Here is an 18,016-nt window from a genome sequence, read left to right as displayed (position 1 = left end):
GAGGCCTCCCATGCGCGTCTCCAACAGCCCCCGCACCTCGCCTTCCTCCGCGTCCACCGCCCCCGCCGCGAAGCCGGACGCCACCACGGGCAAGGGCAACTTCATCGACAAGAACCAGCCGGACACGAAGTTCAGCCAGCAGTGGGGCCAGGACATCTTCCTGGACCCGCGCAAGGGCGATAAGGCCGACAGCAGCGCCGCGCGCAAGGACGGCCGTCAGGTGACGCAGGGCAACACCGGCCCCGGCCAGGTCGCCGGCAACGAGAGCGGCAAGTACGTCTCCTGGCAGCAGGACGCCGCGGAGTTCAAGACCGGCACCGGCTTCAGCAAGGACGGCACCGGCGCCCAGTTCGAGGCCAGCGCCGCCGAAATCCAGGGCGATGCCTCCTACCGCATCCTCCCGTATGAGATTGGCGCCCGCGCCGGCGCCGAGGCCAACCTCGTCAGCCTCCGTGGCGACGCCGGTTTCGGCAAGGACCTCAAGGACGTCAAGGGCCTGGATAAGGTCGACGGCAAGGTCTACGGCGGCGTGCACTCCGAGGTGCTCGTCGGCGCCAACGCGGACGCCAAGGCCAAGGCCGACGTGAACCTCAAGAATGGCGACATCGGCCTCGAAGCGGGCGCGGGTGCGCTGGTGGGCGCCGAGGCGAGCGCCACCGCTCGCGGTGAGTTCGGCCCCGTGGGCGGCTCCGTGACGGGCAGCGCCATCGCTGGCGTCGGCGCCGCGGTGGATGCCAAGGTCGCCCTGGAGGACGGCAAGCTCACCATCGGTGGCAAGGCCAAGGCCGCGCTGGGCGTCGGTCTCGGCGTCGGCACCTCCTACACCATCGACTTCAACAAGCTGAAGAACACCGTCGACAACTTCACCGGCGGCAAGGCCTCCGAAGCCGTGAAGGACGTCGGCAACAAGGTCGCCGACGGCGCCAAGGACATCACGAACAAGGTCGCTGACGGCGCCAAGGACGTCACGAACAAGGTCGCTGACGGTGCCAAGGACGTCGGCAACAAGATCGCCGAAGGCGCCAAGGACGTCGGCAACGACATCAAGAAGGGCGTCAAGGGTCTCTTCGGGTTCTGACCTGGAGCCAGCTCGGGAGGGACGCGCCAGCACTTCTCGGAGGAGCCCTCACCACTGAGGCGAGTGGCTCCCTGGACAGGCTGGCTCGTCCTCGACGGCCAGGAGAACCTCAGGACCGGAGTCACCCGCGCATCGCGTGAGTAGAACTGGCGAACTCCGGTCGGAAGAGACGCACCGCGGTCCGACACATCCGGGCGGATGTCTCCGCCCGGACGCACGCCCTGTCGGCCCACTGAACGCCACGGGCCAGGCCGTGTCGGGCGCGTCGTGGACGTATGCGATGCTTCCCCCATGGCGGATACGCTCAAATCGGACACGGCTCCTGAAGGGATGAACCGGCGCCGGTTCCTGACGTGGGTCGTCGCATCCCCCACGTTGATGATCGCGGCCCGGTTGGGACTGGACCTGCCTCCGGCTTCGGCGGCGGAAGCCCCCGTGACGGAGGCTGCGACACCGCTCAGCCTGCTCCTCGCCCTCCAGAGCGATGGGCGTGTCGTCACCACCCTGCCCCGCACCGAGATGGGCCAGGGCATCACCACGGCCGTGGCCATGCTCGTCGCCGAGGAGCTCGACCTGCCGCTCGGCTCCGTCGACGTGCGCAGCGCGGACGCGGATCCCCGCTGGCTCATCCAACTCACCGGATTGTCGACGACGATGCGCTACCTCTCAGGCCCGCTTCGCGCCGCGGCGGCCGATGCCCGGGCACGGTTGATCACCGCCGCCGCGCACCGCTGGAGGGTGCTGGCCCTCACGCTCACCACCGCGAACGGCGAGGTGCAAGCGCCCGACGGCCGCCGGGTCGGCTATGGCGAACTGGCGGAGGACGCCGCGCGCGTGCTGCTGCCCGAAGTCCTCCCACTGCCAAAGCCTCCCAGCCGGTACACCGTCGTCGGTCAGCCCACGGGGCGCATCGACGCGCGGGACATCGTCACCGGCAAGGCGCGCTACGCCCTGGACCTCGACGTTCCCGGGGCGATGCCCGCGGTGGTGGCGCGGCCCCCCACGCTGCGTGGCAGGGTCCAATCCTTCGACGCCGCCACGGCCCGGGCGATGCCGGGCGTGGTGGGTGTGGTGCCCCTCCCGTCGGGCGTGGCGGTGGTCGCGGAGACCTTCGGGCAGGCCTTCGCGGCGCGTGACGCCTTGCGGATCTCCTGGGCGCCGGGACCTGCCAGCACGCTGTCCGACGCCGACATCCGCGCCCGGCTGCTGTCGGCCATCGGGCCCAGGCCCCTGCCCCCGCTGCTGACCACCCGGACGGTGGAAGGACGCTTCGACTTCCCCTACCTCGCGCACGCGCCCATGGAGACACAGAGCTGCGTGGCCCGCGTGCAGGGTTCGCACGCGGAGGTCTGGTCGGGGGCGCAGGATCCAAAGTACGCGCAGCGCGAGGTGGCCCGGGCGCTCGGCTGGGAACTCACCCCGCAGAACGTCACCGTGCACACCGTGCGCGCGGGCGGTGGGTTCGGCCGCCGGTTCTTCCCCGAGGCCGCGGTGGAGGCCGCGCTCGTGTCACGGGCTGTCGGCCGGCCCGTGAAGTTGATGTGGAGCCGCAACGACGACATGCGCCACGGGCACTACCGGCCCGCCAGCCACCACCGGATCCTCGCCCACCTGGGGCTGGGGGGGAGCATCCTCGGTTGGAATCACCGCGCCGCCATTCCCACCGTGGAGTTTCCCCACGGCTTCGGAGATGTCGTCACCGCGCTGGTCGGCGAGGTGCTGCCCGAGGTGACGAGCGCGGTGTTCTTCACGCTGACCCAACATGTCCCCTACCGGTTCGGCTTCGTCACGCAGCAGATGACCGAGGTCCCGATTCCCATCCCCACCGCATCCTTCCGCTCGGTGTTCACCAGCCAGGTAGGGGTGGCCAACGAGGTCTTCGTCGACCAGTTGGCGCGCGAGCTCCAGGTGGATCCGGTCGCGTTGAGGCGTTCGCGGCTCACCTCCAGCCGGCTCCGGGCGGTCCTGGACAAGGTGGTGTCCGAGGGACGCTGGGGCCGGGCGCTTCCACCCGGGGTGGCCCAGGGGGTCGCCGTCCTGGAGGAGTATGACAGCGCCATCGCGCACCTCGTGGAGGTGGACTGCACCGCGGAGGCGCCACGGGTGCTGCGCGTGACCATCGCCGCGGATGTCGGTCTGCCCATCAACCCGAAGGGCATCGAAGCGCAGCTCCAGGGCGCCGCGGTGGACGCGATGTCCACCACCCTGAGCGCGGGCCTCCACATCGACGCGGGGGCGGTGCGCGAGGGCAGCTTCGCGGACTACCGCTGGCTGCGGATGAAGCACGTCCCATCGGATATCCAGGTGCACCTGGTCCGGTCGGATGACCGCGTGGGCGGCGTGGGAGAGCTTGGCTATCCCAGCGCCGCAGCGGCCCTGGCCAATGCCATCGCACGGGCGAGCGGAACCATGCCCACGCGCTTTCCCATCCACGAAGGAGGCGTCTGACCATGGCGGCCCATCAGTTCATCCTCAATGGACAGACGGTCACGGTGGAAGCGCCCGGGGACCTGCCCCTGCTGTGGGTGCTCCGCGACGTGCTGGGCGTCACGGGCCCCAAGTACGGCTGCGGGGTGGGCGTCTGCGGCGCCTGCACCAGCCACCTGGACGGCGAGTCCTTCCGCCCCTGCCTCCAGCCCGTGGCCAGCGTCGCGGGCCGCGAGGTGCTGACCATCGAGGGACTGGGAGGCGAAGGGCTGCACCCCGTGCAGGAAGCGTGGATCGCCGAGGACGTGGCCCAGTGCGGCTTCTGCCAACCCGGGCAGATCATGGCCGCGGTCGCGCTGCTGCGAAAGAACCCCCACCCGTCCGACGCGGACATCGACGCCGCGATGAGCGACAACGTCTGCCGTTGCGGCACCTATGTCCGCATCCGGGCCGCCATCCAACGTGCAGCGCTGCTGTTGAGGAGTGGAGCGGGCATCCGGGGAGGATGGACCCGGTAACCTCCAGTCCACCACCTCTCTACAGGCCTTCAATCCTTCCTGTGCTCTTCGTGGAGGTACGGCTCCCATCAGTGGAGGAACGCGTAGCGGGAATCAGACGCTGGTGCGTCTCGCCGAGCACCTCCGGGCACGCATCGGCTCAGTCGGTTGAGGTCGAGACGAACTCGATGCACGAGGTGGGCAGTCCGGAGTCGGGCCGAGGGGCGACCAGCCTTGTAGGAAGCTGTTCGGTCGTGCAGCAGCGTTCGAGATAGGCGACCACCCGCCTGCCTTCGTCGCTGTCCGCGGACACGTGCATCGGCTCGTTGGCTGGATTGATGATCGCGGGCAGAAAGCCGGCGGAGATGCGCCCGGACGGCGCGATGTGGATCACCGCCGCGCCGGTCAGCCTGGAATCCGGGTGAAACGGCAGCAGTGGGTAGCCCTCCCGCGGGCGAATCATGAACTCGCCGAACTTGCGGGCCCATGCCGCCATCTCTTCCGGCCGTCCCACGCCCAGGTAACCGTCTCTCGCGAGGCGCTCAGCGAGGTTCGGCAGGTCGAACACATAGTGTCCCAGACCGTAGAAGATGGGTTTTCCGGAATAGAACTCGACACCGCGGAGCATGTGATGATGGTGGCCCACGACGACGTCGGCCCCGTTGTCGATGGCGAGCCTGGCCGTCCGTCGTTCGTGGTCGGTCAGCGAGAACGGCACCGTGGAGTCACCCCAGTGGAAGCTGGCGACGACGATGTCGGCCTTCGCGCGTGCTTTGGTGATGCTGTCGATGAACGCCTTCTGATCCTCGACCAGCGGCTCGGTGCTCACCACAGGGGCCATGCCCGGATTCCATACGTTCAGATCCAAGGGAGTGTATCGGGTGTGCGCACGCAAGGGAGCCAGGCCGGGGACACCCGGGCGCGCCTCATAGCCGTAGGGAAACACGGAGCTGAAAGCCAGAAAGGCCAGCCGTGTTCCATTGCGCTCGAGATACCCGGGCGCGGTGGCCTCCGCGAGATTCGCGCCCGCTCCCACCGTGGCGATGTCCAGGTCGGCCAGTGTCCGGCGCATGGACAGCAGCGCGGCATGTCCCCCGTCGAGACTGTGGTTGTTGGCCAATGACATGATGTCGAAGCCCGCCTTGGCCAATGGGGCGGCGTTCGCCGCGGGCGCCGTGAGCGTCGAGCCGGCGCTGGGGGCACGCTGGATGTCGTCGCTGAAGACGCCCTCGCAGTTGCCGAAGACGACGTCACCGGTGCGCAGGACGTCGCGGGCGGAGTGGAAGGCCGTCGCCGGGTCGTCGCGGTCCACGAAGACATCGCCCACCGCGAGGATCGACAGCCCGGGTCCACCGGGACGAGCGATGTTGTTCGAGGCCACGGTTCACTCCTACATCCAGCTCGGATGCGTTCCTCGCGCCTTCTACCAGATGAGGGGGCCGCGGATGCTCATTCGAGGAGGGCGCGGGGCTCAGGGCAGCGTGACGTGCACCCCAGATCATCCCGTTTTTTGGACCGGCGCGAGGGACACTCAGCGGAAGCAGTAATGGGCAGCCTTATGGCCTGGCACGGGGCCGCGGTCGCGCTGCTGCGAAAGAACCCCCACCCGTCCGACGCGGACATCGACGCCGCGATGAGCGACAACGTCTGCCGTTGCGACACCTATGTCCGCATCCGGGCCGCCATCCAACGTGCAGCGCTGCTGTTGAAGAGTGGAGCGGGCATCCAGGGAGGATGAACCCTGGCGGCGATGCGGAGGAGGGGCCCGGCTCACGCACGTCGAGCGAGAGCGCAGGCGGCATGTGCCCCCAGCGCGGACGACTGCTAGCGTGGCCGCATGCGATGGACCGTGTTGGGGCTCGTGGTCGTGATGCTCGCGTGCGCGAGCGGTGGGCGTCAGGCATTGGAGTCCGCGGCGCCGCTGGAGCAAGTGGCGCTGACCGTCCGGGTCCGGAACAGGGAGGGCCACCCCGTCCCGGGCGCGGCATTGGTGGTCTGGCGTGCGACCCCGTCGATTCCCTCCAGGTACGGGACCACGGATGCACAAGGGACGCTTCGACTGAGCCGGAAACCCGGGCGGTATGTCTTTCAAGCCCAGGCGCGCGGCTTCGTATCCAGCGCGCTCACGGAGGTGCGGCTCGCTCCGGAATCCGAAGCAGGGCTCGACCTGACGCTGACGCCCTCGGTGCCGTTCTGGGGCCAGGTGGTGGACACGAAGGGAGCCCCCGTCGAGGGCGCGAAGCTGCGCCTCATGCCCTCCAGCGAACCCGGCCTCCGGCTGGACCTCGAAAGCGACGCGCAGGGCCGCTTCGTCTTTGAAGGGGTACCCGAAGGACCGGCGGTGCTCCGTGTCGAGAAGGAAGACTGGAGCCTGACGCGCCTGGAAATCAAGGCGCCCCAACAGGAGCTCGCCGTGGTGCTGAAGGGCCTTGGCTCGTTGCGGATTCAGCTCCGTGATCCAGAAGGGAAGCCGTTGCACGAGGAAAGGACTCACATCCTCCCCCGCGATCCCTACTTCCAGCGTGGATTGTCTCCGGAGCGGACCGGGGAGTTCCTGACCTATCGGCAACTGACAGCAGGGCGCTACCAGGTGCTGGCCGTCTACTCCCCTTCGGAGGAATGTGATTGGTGGCGCGTCGTGGATGTGGACGTCCTCGCGGAACAGTCCACGGAAGTGACGGTGGGCTTCGAAGGTGTTCGTGAGGTGGGCTCCTTGCGAGGGCGAGCGGTGGATCGCGACGGCAGGGCCCTGGGCGACAGCGAGGTGATGGCCTGGATGGGAGGTGACCACGACGAGCCTGGCTTCCACGGAACGTGCAAGGTGCCCACGGCGTCGGACGGACGGTTCATCCTTCCCCATGTGCTGGAGCGGCCCAGGGCGCTCTCCTTGAACGCCCAGGACAAGCAGAACTGGGAATCGGAAAGGGCCCCCTTGCCCGGGGAGGATGCGCAGGTGGTGTTCCAGCCCAGCGGCGGCTCATTGGAGGGCCGGGTCCTGGGACCGGACGGGCGCCCCGTGGAGCGTTTCAGGCTCGACGGCCCCCCCAGGGACCATCCGCAGGGGCGCTATGGGCTCGATGCGTTCTTTCCCCAGACCTACCAATGGATCATCGACGCGGACGGATTCGCGACCGCGCTCGTGCGCGCGGAGGGCCGTCCGAACGAGGCGCGCTCCGTCCCGGACGTCATCCTTGAAACGGGCCGCACCGTCCAGGGCCGGGTCCTCGCAGAGGATGGCCGCACGGGCGTGCCCTCGCTGGAGCTGCTGCTGGCGGATCCCTTCGAGTTGGAGAACCGCATCTCGGATCCCGCGCGGACGGCGATCACGGATGCGGATGGGCGCTTCCGGTTCGAGCATGTGACGAGGCGGCCCCAGGTGCTGCGCGCGGACGCGAAGACGCAGGGGACCCTCCTGTACGAACTGAAGGCCGACGAAGCGTCCGTGGACCTTCGACTCGCGCCCCTGACGTCGCTTTCAGGCGTGGTGACGGACGGGGCCCAGGTGCCGCTGGCGCGCGTGGACGTGAACGTGCGCTGCGAGGGGTGGTTCGACGTGAGCACCTCGACGGAAGACACGGGCCGCTACGCGGTGCGCGTGCCCGGTGACCGCGAATGCTTCGTTCACCTGTCAGATGGTGCCCACGAGGACGACCTCCGGCCCCATCCGCCTCCACTGGCGTTCTCTCCCCAGCGGATCCAACTGCCTCCAAACTCACGTCAGTCATTGGATTTCGAGGCAAGGCAGGGCCCGGCGGCGCTGCACCTGCGCTTCCCCGGTGCCAGCGAGTTCCTCCAGGTCTTCCTTCTTCCGGGCACTCCCCCCTTGCCAGCGACAACGCCGGATCTGGAAGCGCTCATGCGCTCCGGGTTCCGCGCGGATTGGACGCCCACTGGGGAGGCCCCGGAGGCATTCGACTTCTCCTACCTCTGGTTCGGCCGGAGCGACTTCGTCTACAGCGCGCTGCCCCTGGGTCGGTACACGCTTTTCATCACGCAGTCGATGAACGGGGGCCTGCATGTCCTGCGCGTGCCGGTGGACCTCAAGGACACGGGGACACGGCTGATCACGGCGGGCTTTCCCAGCAAGGACGGCAAGGCGACCATCTTTCCTCGCTGAAGAAGCCGTCGTTCACGCGGAGGCGCGTCGCAAGACAGGGTGGTTCTAGACAGGAATGTCCTCCCACGGTTTGGAAGGATGCCGCTTGCGGAAGGCCTCGATGCGGGCGCCCACCTCCCAGGAGGTGTTCGTGTCGCGCAGCAGCTCCAGGTACAGACATCGCCGCGCCACTGCCTCCAGGTCGAAGGCCCAGTACAGGCTCATCAGCGGGTTGATCCACAGCCGGCTGCCCTGGGTGCGTGACGTGCGGTGCTTGTCGCCATAGTCGCCAGCAATGGCTCCAACCACCGACAGCGACACGATGCTGGGCCGTCGGGCCATCTCCTCCGAGGAGAACAGCACCGCCTCCCGGTAGCGGTCCACCTCCGGCATGCCCTGGAGCAGCGCGGTGACGCCCAGGTACGCGCCGCGCTGGCTCAGGTCCGCCACCGCTTCCAGGAAGTGCGCGTGGCAGATGCCGTGGAACGCATCCACCCCGAATCCCAGACAGACAATCAGCTTGTCTCGCAGCGACAGCGCGTCCACCGCCGCCAGGCTCGCGATGTCCTCCTCCGGCGTCCCCAGCCCCGCCTCGTCCCCGCGCATGAGGATGTCCGTGCCACCGTCCACGAGGACGACCGTGTCGAAGCCCAGCTCCGCCTGCAACGCCACATAGGCCGCGTGCAGCGGACCGACCCCGGTCTTGTCGAAGCAGTAGACGGGAACCGACTCGCCCCGGGTCTGGAACCACCGGGCGAGCACGCCCTCCGGGAAGTAGTGCTCCGGCCCCTGCGTGTCCGCGCGCACCTCCACGAGCCCGGGCGCCAGGACACGCCCGTCCACGCGGTCCAGCACTGTGAAGCTCAGGTTCGCCAGCGACACCTGCTTCCCCATCGCGCGCAGGCGGAAGTAGAGCGGCAGCGCGCTGTAGACATCGAAGCCGCCGCCCGCCCCCGCGAGGAGCACGTGCTCGGCCCGCTGGAGTCGTTCGAACAACGGCGAGGTCGAGAGGTCCATCATCCACGTCCCTTCACGGAAGTTCAGGGTCGGGCATGTTCTCAGGCTGTTCGGCGGACGTCGAGCGATGGCCCTCCCACTCCCACCGCTGGCGAAGCGCCCACGGGGGATGGCTCCAGCACGGCAGGCGTCTCCAAACCCTCAACGCTCGACGATGTCGGCGCTTTGCAGGTACGGGGACGCTTCGACAATCGCTTCCGTGGTCCAGCCCCGGTTGGAGCCCCGACCCCGTTCGTCGCAATCGCCGTCGGTGTGGATGCCCAGCAGGTGGCCCTGGCGGTTGAGCACTCCCGCGCCGGAACTCCCTACCAGGGTGTCCAGGTCCGAGTAGTAGACAAGCTGATCACACGCGTCCAGGTACCTGCCTTCGGCGATGACCTTGGGCCGGCCCCGGGGATGCTGGATGATGGCCAACCGCTCGGTGGCCACGGTCGACAGCAGGACTGGCGTCACCGCGGGAAGCACATCCAACTGGATGAGCGCATAGTCGGGCGCGAGCGATTGCTCGATGACGGTGCCCTCGGTCACCAGGGTGTCCCCGTCCGCCGCGTCCTCGAAGTTGAAGACCAGCAGGGACCGGTCGCCAAGTCCGACACAGTGCCCCGCAGTCACCACCACCGGCCCCGCGCTCGCTTCAATCAGGGTTCCGGTGCAGCGCCCGTCGATGAGGACGACCGCGTCCTCGCGCGTCTGGATGACGTCCGCGAACTCCCCCTGATAGCTGTTGATGGGGGTGAAGTCCGCCGTCGGGCCGCACTGCGTGAGGCGGCGCACTTCCGGCGACTTCGTCTTCACACAGACCGGAGCAGGATCCTCCGTGATCTCCTCTGCGGGCACCGACTTTCCACAGGCAGCAGCGCCCAGGAATACGGTGCCCGCGAGGATGGGGCCCCACAGCTTCAGGGATGGACCGTGGGGCCTTGTTGCCATGGACTAGTACAGGTAGTTCAGCGCGGTCTTGTCAGACGAGGTCCACTCGCCGGTCTCGGTCGAACGGAAGCAGGAGTTCATGATCGAACCGCCGACCGTGGCCGTGCTCGACGTGCCGGGGATCAGGATGGCGCCCACGCCCGCGGTGCCCTCGTTGGAGGCCGCGCCGCCGCAGCTGATGGAGCGGTTGTAGTAGTCCGAGTGACGGAAGCCGACCGCGTGGCCGAGCTCGTGCGTGATGACGTGCTCATTCACGTCCGCGCTGTAGCTCTGCAGACCGGTGCCGATGTTGATGGTCCCGTAGGGACGGCCGCCCGTGGGGAAGCCCGCCGAGCCGCCGGCGCCGGACATGGTGGTCGCGGTGATGTTCGCGCTGCAACCCGTGGTCGGGCCACGCGCCATCGTGAAGCTCAGGCCGAGCTGGTTGTAGTTCTGGATCGCCGCGTCCAGGCCCGCGCTCAGGCGGCTGTAGCTGTTGAACCCGGAGGTGGGGTTGATGCAGATCTTCGTCACGGAGGTCGCGACCAGGTTGGTCGTCCGGTACTGCTCCAGGCTCTCCTTGCCGGGCTGGAGCATCTCGCGGGACGCCTCGAGCGTCACGTGGGCGTCGCGGCCCACGTAGACGGCGTCGTCGACGACCATGATGTCGGTCTCCGGGAAGCCGGCCTCGACCAGGTTGGAGATGATCTCCTGGTTCTCAAGCTGCACGTCGTTACCGCAGCCGGACAGGAACGCGCCACAGGTCGCCACGAGGACTGCCGCTTTCTTGAACATTTGTCTCTTCCTCTGATTCTGGGGGGACACGCCCGCCGCCGCCTGACCTTCCCGTCAGCCGCGGACCAGCGTGCCCAGCCACTGAGCAACTGCCGGGCCACTCACGGCCTCAGAGGGGGATGTCACGTATTCGGAGAATTGCCTGGAGCACCGACACTCCAGGTTCCCAAACTCTAAGAGTAAAGGAACGTGACGTCCGGAGTCCTAAGTGACGGCCCTGACAAAGGTTTTTTCCCCAATGGTCAGGCCCTTCTTTTTCAGGACAGTGGTGTCTTTGAATCAGTCACCTGCACTGGGGTCGCGTTCACCCATCAACACAGCCCGTCTGGGTGGAGGTTGGGCGTGAATCCACTCCTGGTGTATCCCGTCGCACATGCCTATGCGCCAAGCCTCCCTTCCCCTCGCCGCGCTGTTGGGCGCGGCCCTGTCCTTCCTGCCGGGCTGTGAGAGCACGAAGTCCAGCAGCGGCCCCTCTCCATCCGACGCCCAGGTCCAGAAGTCCTCGCCCGCGCAGGACGCGGACGCGTGGAAGCGCGCCCGGGTGGGCGACGGCGTCACCTACGCCTTCTCCGCGACCCAGGGCCCCGCGCCCCGCGAAAGCGGTGGCTCCGCGCGCACGCTGACGGGCCATGCGACGTTGGAGGTGGTGGCCGTGCAGCAACCGTGGGTCTGGGTGCGCCTGGCCTTCACTGACGCGGCCGGCAAGCCGCTGGCCCAGGCGCGGCTGGCGCAGGAGCTGCTCGTCCCCGTGCGCTCGGACACGACGCGCCCGCTCGACGTGCCCCACGGGGGCGAGGCCACCGCCGAGCGCACCTCCAGCGCGGGCCGTGACTGGGAGGCCCTTCGCTACGTCAGCGACCAGCGCCCGGTGGACGGCCCCCTGCGCACGCGCGTGTATGCCAATACGCCGGGGCCGCTCTACCTCACCCACGGCCTGCTGGACGCGAGCACCGAGTCCGCCGGCTTCCACATCCCGGGCGGCATCAAGCTGACGCTGCGCGAGTTCCGCGAGGGCTCGGCGGACGCCAATGCTCCCGTGCCCGCGCTGGAGCGGCCCCTGGGTCCGGGCGCGTACTACGACCGGAAGGTGGACGTGGGCCCGGCCCCCAGCGTGCAGCGGGTGTGCTTCACCGCCGAGCGCGGCTACGTCCTGCGCACCGAAGGCCCCATCGACGACGCCAACGCCGCCCCCTGCTCCGACTTCTCCCAGGCCGAGCCTGAGTCCCTCGAGGAGGTGCTGCTGAGCCTGCCCTGGGAGGCGTTGAACCCGGAGGAGGCGCCCGCCGCCGGCGCGTCCGTCACCCGTGGCACCTTCACCGCGGAGGGCCACACGGTGCCCGCGCTCACCGAACAGGGCAGCGAGAACTTCGAGGGCGTCCAGCGCGTCTTCGTCCAGGTCACCGCGGCCGAGCCGTGGGCCCCGGGACTCGCGGGCCTGCCCCTCGAAGCGCGCTTCCAGCCGCTCTCCAGCAACACCGAGCGCGTGGTCGGCGGTGGCAAGCGTGAGTCCGAAGGTGGCACGCAGCTCGTGCGGTGGGGCTCGTGGCTGGGGGGCTCGAAGTAACGCAAGCCCTCCCAGAAGACGCGCGCCATCCCTGCGAGGCTTTACGGAGTGGATGCGTCGGAAGGCCCCCGGGCATTCCCACGCATCAACTCCACGCGAAGCGCTGTTCCTTCGGGGCGGTGCGTCCAGTCCTGGAATGACAGACGAAACGCCTCCACGGCTTCGAACAGCGGACTGAGGGGCTGCCAGGACAAGGCCGCCGCCTCGCGCGCCTCCAGGCCGATGAGCAGGCTTCCACTGGCGTTCGGTGCCTGGAGGGGACGCACGGCGAGGCGCCGGTCTCCTTCCAAGCGATACACCAGGGCCGTGAGGTGACCCAGGAGCCAACCCGCGACGACCTCCCGGGCCTCGGGGGTGGGGCCGTCGACGGACAATCGCAGTCGGGTCGGCAGGTCGTGGTTCGCGTCCACGGGTTGGAACAGCGCCGCCCAGGCTTCGGGCGTGCGCGAGGCGCGAGCACGGGCCACGAGCTCGCCGGCACGCAGCAGCTCCTCTTGCAGCACACGGAACGTGGAGCGCGACACATTGCGCGCGGTGTTTCGCGCCGGGAGCGCGGGGGCGATGACAGGCACCAGGTCGCGCTTGCCTTCGGGACGGTAGCGAGCCGTTTCGGGCGTGAGCGTCACCGGCTGCGGCCAGGGCCAGGAGGCGAAGGACCTGAAGAAGTGCGCGAGCAGTGATGCGTCGGACGTCATGACGTCGGGGGCCGCGCGCGTACAGGCCCAGGCCGCGAGCAGCGTCCATGACAGCCCACCGAGATAGCCCAGTGCATGTGAGTAGAGGCCCCGGGCCCGGGCCCACGCCTTGACCGCGAACAGCAGGGCATGGAACCGCTCGGTCCGTCCGCCTTCACGGGCAATGACATCCAGGAGCCCCAGCGTGTCCGCCAATCCCAGGACGGAGCGAAGGCCCGCGGGGTCGAGCTGGGAGCCATGCCGTTCGAGCAGGATGAGCGGGTCTTCTTCGGGGGGCGAGCCCTCCGGACGGCTCGCATAGGCCAAATCGAAGCTCACGCCCCCCAGGGACACCTTCACCAGGGGGATGGCCGCATCCGCCACGTAGCGAGCGGAGCTGGCTGAGGAGGCGGCCAGTTCCTGGAGGAGCGCGCGCGCGAAGTCCTCGCGGGAGAGGTTCGGCGGGCCGATGGCGACCGCGTCCACGTCGCTGCCCGCGCCATCCGTGCCCAGCAGGTACGAGCCATACGGATGCAGCGAGGTTCCCACCCGCTCGCAGTGCTTGCGCAGTTGCTCCACCGCCGCGGTCCTGGCGGCGCGCCCCTCGCGCGAGCTGCCAGCGCCCAGGGAGGCCAGCACCTCCCGCAGCAGGGTGTCCTCGTGCTCCGGGGCGGCTTCGCGTGCACGTGGTGTGGAGCCCGGCAGGGGAATGCGTCGGAGGACCTCGAAGGGTGTGTCGCCCTTCCTCCGGATGAGACAGAGCTCGCCCACCGCGAACTTCAACGGCCGCCAGCTCCGCTGCCACCCGGCGAGTGTGTGGGCGTGGTCCTCATCCGGCGAAAGCGCGAGCTGGCCCACCGAGAGGTGCGGCGTGAAACCGCCATGGGCGGAAGCGGCGCATTCAGGCAGGGCCGCGACGAGCTTCGCGTGCAGGGCCGCCAGCGCGTCAGCGGGCTGGGCGTCGGGACGGAGCCATGCCGTCGCGTTGGCTCGGTGCTCGAAGAGGCCGAACGCGGAGAGCGTCACGTCGAAGGGTTCGATTCCCTGGAGGGCATCCGCGAGGAGCGCCTCCACCGTCTCGAAGTCCTCTTCCGGGACGAAGGGATAGAGCAGCGTGATGTGGGGCATCCACCGCTGGAACTTCGAGTCGTGCTTCTTGCGCAGCGCCTGGATGGGAGCCCAGACGTCCTCGGGAGGGATGAGCACCAGGGCCGTGTGGTGGACCAACGCCGCCGAGGCCGCTGAGGCAAGCGCCACCGGGGACACCCCCGTCTCGCGGTGCAGGACGCAGCACAGCCCGAAGTGATCCGAAGCGAAGAGGGCCTTCCCCGTGGGCGCGGGCGGCCCGTCCAGAGGGGCCTCCGCGAAGAGGCCGATGCTCCGGGGAGCAAGCCGCTCCGAGGCAGACGCCACCAGCACCCGGTCCAACCGTCGCAGCCGTCCCGACACGGTGGTGAGCGCCGCCAGCGAGTTCAACTGGGGGTTGAACGTCTCCCCCACTTCCGACGGCCTCAACGCGGCCCACGCATCCACGAAACCCGCTCGGGCGAAGACATCCGCTTCGGGCTCCCCGTCGCCGAAGTTGAAGTCACCGGCCAGCACCAGGTCTGGGGCCTCGGTATCGCCCGTGGCACCGAGCGTGCGGGCCCAATCGAGGAGGGCCTGGACCTGCACGGCGCGCGCGGAGGCTCCGGCGGGATCACGGTTGCTGGTCAGGTGCGGTGTGGCCACCCACAGCGGACCACCGGAGAGCCGCAGCTCGGCGGCGATGATCCTTTTGTCCCGGGAGAAGACGCGCTGCCACACGGAGGCAAGTGGCAGGCGGGACAGGAGCACCTGGCCATAGGTCTCCACGGTGTTCGCGCCGGGGCCGTCCGACAGCCAGTAGCGCTCACGCACCCAGGGCTCGGCGAGCAGGGCCCGGAGGAAGGGCGCGGTGACTTCCTGGAGGGCGATGAGGTCCGCGTCCGTCTCGCGCAGCAGGGCGAGCGCCGCCGGGGTCCTGCGCTCGGTCGCCAGCAACTCCGCGTCGTACAGGTCGAAGAGGACGTTGAAGGTGGCGACGGTGAGCGACGCCGACGTGGGGAGCGTGTGGCCCAGGTCACGGGGAGCCTCCGCCCAGGAGCCCGAGCGCGCGTCGTACCGGTACGCGGGCAGCGGCGTGAAGCCGGGAACCGAGACGGACCGGGGCGGAGTGGCTGCCTCCGCGGTCCCGGTGTTGCTCGTGCTCAGGAGGTCGAGGCGCTCCTTGCGATCCCACACCACCTGATGGCCGCGTTTGAAGTACCAGACGCGGTGCCACGGAATCTCACCGTCGGGGACGAACGCCTCGAAGGGCATCTCCTCCAGGGCGCCCGGTCCCCGGTGCGCGTCGTAGCCAACGACGAACTCACGGGCGTCGAGCCGGGGGTCCCACCGGATGCGGTGATACAGCTCGCGGCTGGTCGTGAAACGTTCCTGGGACATGGCGAGGCTCCGTGGGCGGAGGGGACCTGGATGCAAAGCCGGTGTCCCCGGAGAAGCAATGCCGCGCACGCCACGATGGGCCGCGCACACGCCCGCCCCCTGACGCGACGGCCGGGGCCGGGCTGACAGCTTTCCCCCTCCACGGTCGTCAGACGAGCTTCGCCAGCGTGGGCAGCACCTGGCCACTCAGGCCCTGGACGAAGTGCTGGAAGCGCTCCGTGTTGGCGGCGGACTCGGAGTTGACCAGCCACGTCTCTGCGCCCACGGTGCGCACCTCGTCGACAAGGCCCGCGGCCGGCCACACCGCGCCGGACGTGCCCGCGGCCAGGAACACCAGCCGGGTGCCGTCCTTGCGTGAGACGAACTCGCCGATGCGCTCCAGGTCGGCCGAGGCCAGCATCTCCCCGAACCAGACGATGTCGGGCCGGAGCCGGCCGCCGCAACTGTCGCACTTCGGCACCGTGCCGGACGGGTGCACGGAGGTGTCGTCGAAGGGCTCCCGCCGGCAGTCCGCGCACTTCGTGCGGAAGAGGTTGCCGTGCATGTCCACCACGCGCTGGCTGCCCGCGCGGGCGTGCAGGCCATCCACGTTCTGCGTGGCCAGGAGGAAGCGGTCACCCAGGTGGGCTTCCCACCGCACCAACGCGTCATGGCCGGGGTTGGGCTTCACGTCGGCCGCACCCGTCCGGCGCTGAGAATAGAAGCGCCACACCAGGGCGGGGTCCGCCTGGAAGCCCTCGGGGGAGGCCACGGCCTCCACGGGGTGGTTCTCCCACAGGCCGTTCATGCCTCGGAAGGTGGGCACCCCACTCTCCGCCGACACTCCGGCACCGGTGAGCACGAGCAGGCGGGTTCGCGAATCCAGGACGAGCTGTTCCACACGGCCTCCTGTGCCAGCGGGCACCAGGGTTGTTAGAAGGGGCGGCAACCCCCTCTTCGAGGCCCATCATGGCGGAAGTCACCCTGGATCTGCGCGGTCAGCCGAAGGCCGAGGCGTATGCCGAGCTGAAGTCCCACGCCCTCGCCATCCTGGAGGGGATGGACGACGACATCTGCGCGATGGCGACGATGAGCTGCCTGCTGCACCACGCCTTCGGCCACCTGTGGACGGGCTTCTACCGGGTGATTACGCCCGGAAAGCTGCTGCGCGTGGGCCCCTACCAGGGGACGCTCGGGTGCCTGGAGATCACCTTCGGCAAGGGCGTGTGCGGCACGTCCGCCGCGAAGGGCGAGACGGTGGTGGTGGCGGACGTGCACGCCTTCCCGGGCCACATCACCTGCGACGGAAGGTCCGCGTCGGAGATCGTCGTGCCGGTGTTCGGCAGGAACCGTGAGTTGCTCGCGGTGCTCGACATCGACTCCGAGCACAAGAACACCTTCGACGACGTGGACCGCGCGGCGCTGGAGGACCTGGTGTCCTGGTTCCAGCACCGCGCGCCCTGACAGCAGTCAGGGTTCAGCGCTTCGCGATGCGCGCGTAGGCCACGGCCAGCGCCCCCGCGAAGCGCGCGTTGTTCACCAGCAGCGCCAGGTTCGTCTTGAGGCTCTTGCCGCCGGTGCGCTTCGCCATCTCGCCCAGCAGGAACGGCGTCACGGCCTTGCCCCGGACCCCCTGCCGCTCCGCGTCCGCCAGCGCCGACGCGATGTGCAGCTCCACCTCGTTGCGAGGCAGCGCAGCCTCTTCCGGCGGGGGCACGGTGTAGAGCACGCCGCCCTGGCCCAGCAGTTCGAAGCGGGCGTGGGCGATGCGCGCGGCCGCCTCCGGATCATCCGCGCGGTGCTCCAGCGAGAGACCGGACTCGCGGCTGTAGAAGGACGGAAGCTCGTGTGTACCCACGCCGATGACGGGCACGCCCGCCGTCTCCAGCAACTCCATCGTCTTGGGCAGGTCCAACACGGACTTGGCGCCCGCGCACACCACGGCCACGGGGTAGCGCGACAGCGCGGCGATGTCCTGGGAGATGTCCCAGTGCTCCGCGGCGCCCCGGTGCACACCACCGATGCCGCCCGTGGAGAAGACGCGGATGCCCACCGCCGCGGCCAGCTCGCAGGTGGCGCTCACGGTGGTGCCGCCGCTGGCGCGGGTGGCCACGGCCACGGCCAGGTCGCGGGAGCCCAGCTTGAGCAGCTTCTCCTTGCCCTCGGCCAGCCGCCGCATCGCGGCGTCCTCCAGGCCCACCCACACCTCGCCATCCACCACGGCGATGGGCGCGGGTACGGCGCCAGCTCGGCGCACGGCCTCTTCGCAAGCACGAGCGGCCGCGAGGTTGTCGGGGTACGGCAGGCCCTGCGCGACGACACTCGTCTCCAGCGCCACCAACGGCTGCCCGGAGTCCTTCGCGCGTCGCACCTCGTCCGAATAGCGGAAGTCCATGGGCGGGCATTTACGACACGGGCAGGGCGGCCGGACAAGCACGGGCGTGGGGAAACGTTCGGGTTGCTTCCCTGCCCGCCCATCCCCGTCGTTGCATCTGGCGCCGCGCCGCCCTATGC

At 69.2% G+C, this 18,016-nt stretch carries 13 protein-coding genes and 1 pseudogene; 7 read left to right on the top strand and 7 right to left on the bottom strand.

Features of this window, described 5'->3' with window-relative positions:
* The 3 genes from D7V88_RS25460 to D7V88_RS25450 form a co-directional block, all read left to right on the top strand.
* Window positions 1-1,078: hypothetical protein (locus D7V88_RS25460; protein ID WP_341870706.1), on the top strand; the 1,078-nt coding region annotated here is incomplete at its 5' end.
* A 291-nt stretch (window positions 1,079-1,369) separates the two neighbouring features.
* Entirely contained in the window at window positions 1,370-3,526 is a 2,157-nt protein-coding gene (locus tag D7V88_RS25455) for a xanthine dehydrogenase family protein molybdopterin-binding subunit (RefSeq protein ID WP_120543243.1), read from the top strand.
* A gap of 2 nt (window positions 3,527-3,528) precedes the next feature.
* Entirely contained in the window at window positions 3,529-4,023 is a 495-nt protein-coding gene (locus D7V88_RS25450; protein ID WP_120543242.1) for a (2Fe-2S)-binding protein, read from the top strand.
* Window positions 4,024-4,162: 139 nt separating this feature from the next.
* Here the strand turns inward: D7V88_RS25450 and D7V88_RS25445 are convergent, their stop codons facing one another.
* The gene (locus D7V88_RS25445) at window positions 4,163-5,383 is read right to left on the bottom strand and encodes a CapA family protein (RefSeq protein ID WP_208726457.1); all 1,221 of its coding nucleotides are present in this window, start codon (window positions 5,381-5,383) and stop codon (window positions 4,163-4,165) included.
* A 192-nt stretch (window positions 5,384-5,575) separates the two neighbouring features.
* On the opposite strand from D7V88_RS25445, the pseudogene D7V88_RS25440 reads away from it, so the two are divergent.
* Together D7V88_RS25440 and D7V88_RS25435 are read left to right on the top strand one after the other, a co-directional pair.
* Window positions 5,576-5,740: pseudogene (locus D7V88_RS25440) on the top strand (2Fe-2S iron-sulfur cluster-binding protein); the annotation flags it as partial.
* Window positions 5,741-5,839: 99 nt separating this feature from the next.
* The gene (locus tag D7V88_RS25435; protein ID WP_120543241.1) at window positions 5,840-8,119 is read left to right on the top strand and encodes a carboxypeptidase-like regulatory domain-containing protein; all 2,280 of its coding nucleotides are present in this window, start codon (window positions 5,840-5,842) and stop codon (window positions 8,117-8,119) included.
* 45 nt (window positions 8,120-8,164) lie between these two features.
* On the opposite strand, the gene D7V88_RS25430 is transcribed toward D7V88_RS25435, so the two are convergent.
* The 3 genes from D7V88_RS25430 to D7V88_RS25420 form a co-directional block, all read right to left on the bottom strand.
* Entirely contained in the window at window positions 8,165-9,118 is a 954-nt protein-coding gene (locus tag D7V88_RS25430) for a DUF1152 domain-containing protein (protein ID WP_244238388.1), read from the bottom strand.
* Window positions 9,119-9,256: 138 nt separating this feature from the next.
* Window positions 9,257-10,045, bottom strand: coding sequence for a trypsin-like serine peptidase (locus D7V88_RS25425; RefSeq protein WP_120543240.1), 789 nt, complete (start codon window positions 10,043-10,045; stop codon window positions 9,257-9,259).
* A 3-nt stretch (window positions 10,046-10,048) separates the two neighbouring features.
* Entirely contained in the window at window positions 10,049-10,819 is a 771-nt protein-coding gene (locus tag D7V88_RS25420) for a zinc-dependent metalloprotease (RefSeq protein ID WP_120543239.1), read from the bottom strand.
* Between the two features lie 373 nt (window positions 10,820-11,192).
* Between D7V88_RS25420 and D7V88_RS25415 the strand changes: the two genes are divergently transcribed.
* Window positions 11,193-12,383 carry a DUF6068 family protein gene (locus D7V88_RS25415; RefSeq protein WP_120543238.1) on the top strand — a complete coding sequence of 397 codons (1,191 nt, stop codon included), beginning with the start codon at window positions 11,193-11,195 and terminating at the stop codon, window positions 12,381-12,383.
* A 41-nt stretch (window positions 12,384-12,424) separates the two neighbouring features.
* Here the strand turns inward: D7V88_RS25415 and D7V88_RS25410 are convergent, their stop codons facing one another.
* Window positions 12,425-15,523 carry a poly(A) polymerase gene (locus D7V88_RS25410; RefSeq protein ID WP_120543237.1) on the bottom strand — a complete coding sequence of 1,033 codons (3,099 nt, stop codon included), beginning with the start codon at window positions 15,521-15,523 and terminating at the stop codon, window positions 12,425-12,427.
* A 148-nt stretch (window positions 15,524-15,671) separates the two neighbouring features.
* A complete protein-coding gene (locus D7V88_RS25405; RefSeq protein ID WP_120543236.1) occupies window positions 15,672-16,403 on the bottom strand; it encodes an SIR2 family NAD-dependent protein deacylase in 732 nt (243 codons plus the stop codon).
* A 68-nt stretch (window positions 16,404-16,471) separates the two neighbouring features.
* On the opposite strand from D7V88_RS25405, the gene msrC reads away from it, so the two are divergent.
* Window positions 16,472-16,966 carry a free L-methionine (R)-S-oxide reductase MsrC gene (gene msrC / locus D7V88_RS25400; RefSeq protein WP_120543235.1) on the top strand — a complete coding sequence of 165 codons (495 nt, stop codon included), beginning with the start codon at window positions 16,472-16,474 and terminating at the stop codon, window positions 16,964-16,966.
* Window positions 16,967-16,979: 13 nt separating this feature from the next.
* Here the strand turns inward: msrC and D7V88_RS25395 are convergent, their stop codons facing one another.
* On the bottom strand, window positions 16,980-17,897 hold the full coding sequence (locus D7V88_RS25395) for a pseudouridine-5'-phosphate glycosidase (RefSeq protein WP_120543234.1): 918 nt from the start codon (window positions 17,895-17,897) through the stop codon (window positions 16,980-16,982).
* Between the last annotated feature and the right edge of the window lie 119 nt (window positions 17,898-18,016).

Source organism: Corallococcus terminator, from assembly GCF_003611635.1.
GTDB lineage: Bacteria > Myxococcota > Myxococcia > Myxococcales > Myxococcaceae > Corallococcus > Corallococcus terminator.
Note: the sequence above shows the minus strand (reverse complement) of the source record. Positions and strands in the feature narration are given on the sequence as shown.

What these genes read in the sequence shown, in the direction of transcription:
- D7V88_RS25455 (WP_120543243.1), top strand. Translation starts at nt 1,370, where the DNA reads ATGGCGGATACGCTCAAATCGGACACGGCTCCTGAAGGGATGAACCGG.
- D7V88_RS25450 (WP_120543242.1), top strand. Translation starts at nt 3,529, where the DNA reads ATGGCGGCCCATCAGTTCATCCTCAATGGACAGACGGTCACGGTGGAA.
- D7V88_RS25435 (WP_120543241.1), top strand. Translation starts at nt 5,840, where the DNA reads ATGCGATGGACCGTGTTGGGGCTCGTGGTCGTGATGCTCGCGTGCGCG.
- D7V88_RS25430 (WP_244238388.1), bottom strand. Translation starts at nt 9,118, where the DNA reads ATGATGGACCTCTCGACCTCGCCGTTGTTCGAACGACTCCAGCGGGCC.
- D7V88_RS25425 (WP_120543240.1), bottom strand. Translation starts at nt 10,045, where the DNA reads ATGGCAACAAGGCCCCACGGTCCATCCCTGAAGCTGTGGGGCCCCATC.
- D7V88_RS25420 (WP_120543239.1), bottom strand. Translation starts at nt 10,819, where the DNA reads ATGTTCAAGAAAGCGGCAGTCCTCGTGGCGACCTGTGGCGCGTTCCTG.
- D7V88_RS25415 (WP_120543238.1), top strand. Translation starts at nt 11,193, where the DNA reads ATGCCTATGCGCCAAGCCTCCCTTCCCCTCGCCGCGCTGTTGGGCGCG.
- D7V88_RS25410 (WP_120543237.1), bottom strand. Translation starts at nt 15,523, where the DNA reads ATGTCCCAGGAACGTTTCACGACCAGCCGCGAGCTGTATCACCGCATC.
- msrC (WP_120543235.1), top strand. Translation starts at nt 16,472, where the DNA reads ATGGCGGAAGTCACCCTGGATCTGCGCGGTCAGCCGAAGGCCGAGGCG.
- D7V88_RS25395 (WP_120543234.1), bottom strand. Translation starts at nt 17,897, where the DNA reads ATGGACTTCCGCTATTCGGACGAGGTGCGACGCGCGAAGGACTCCGGG.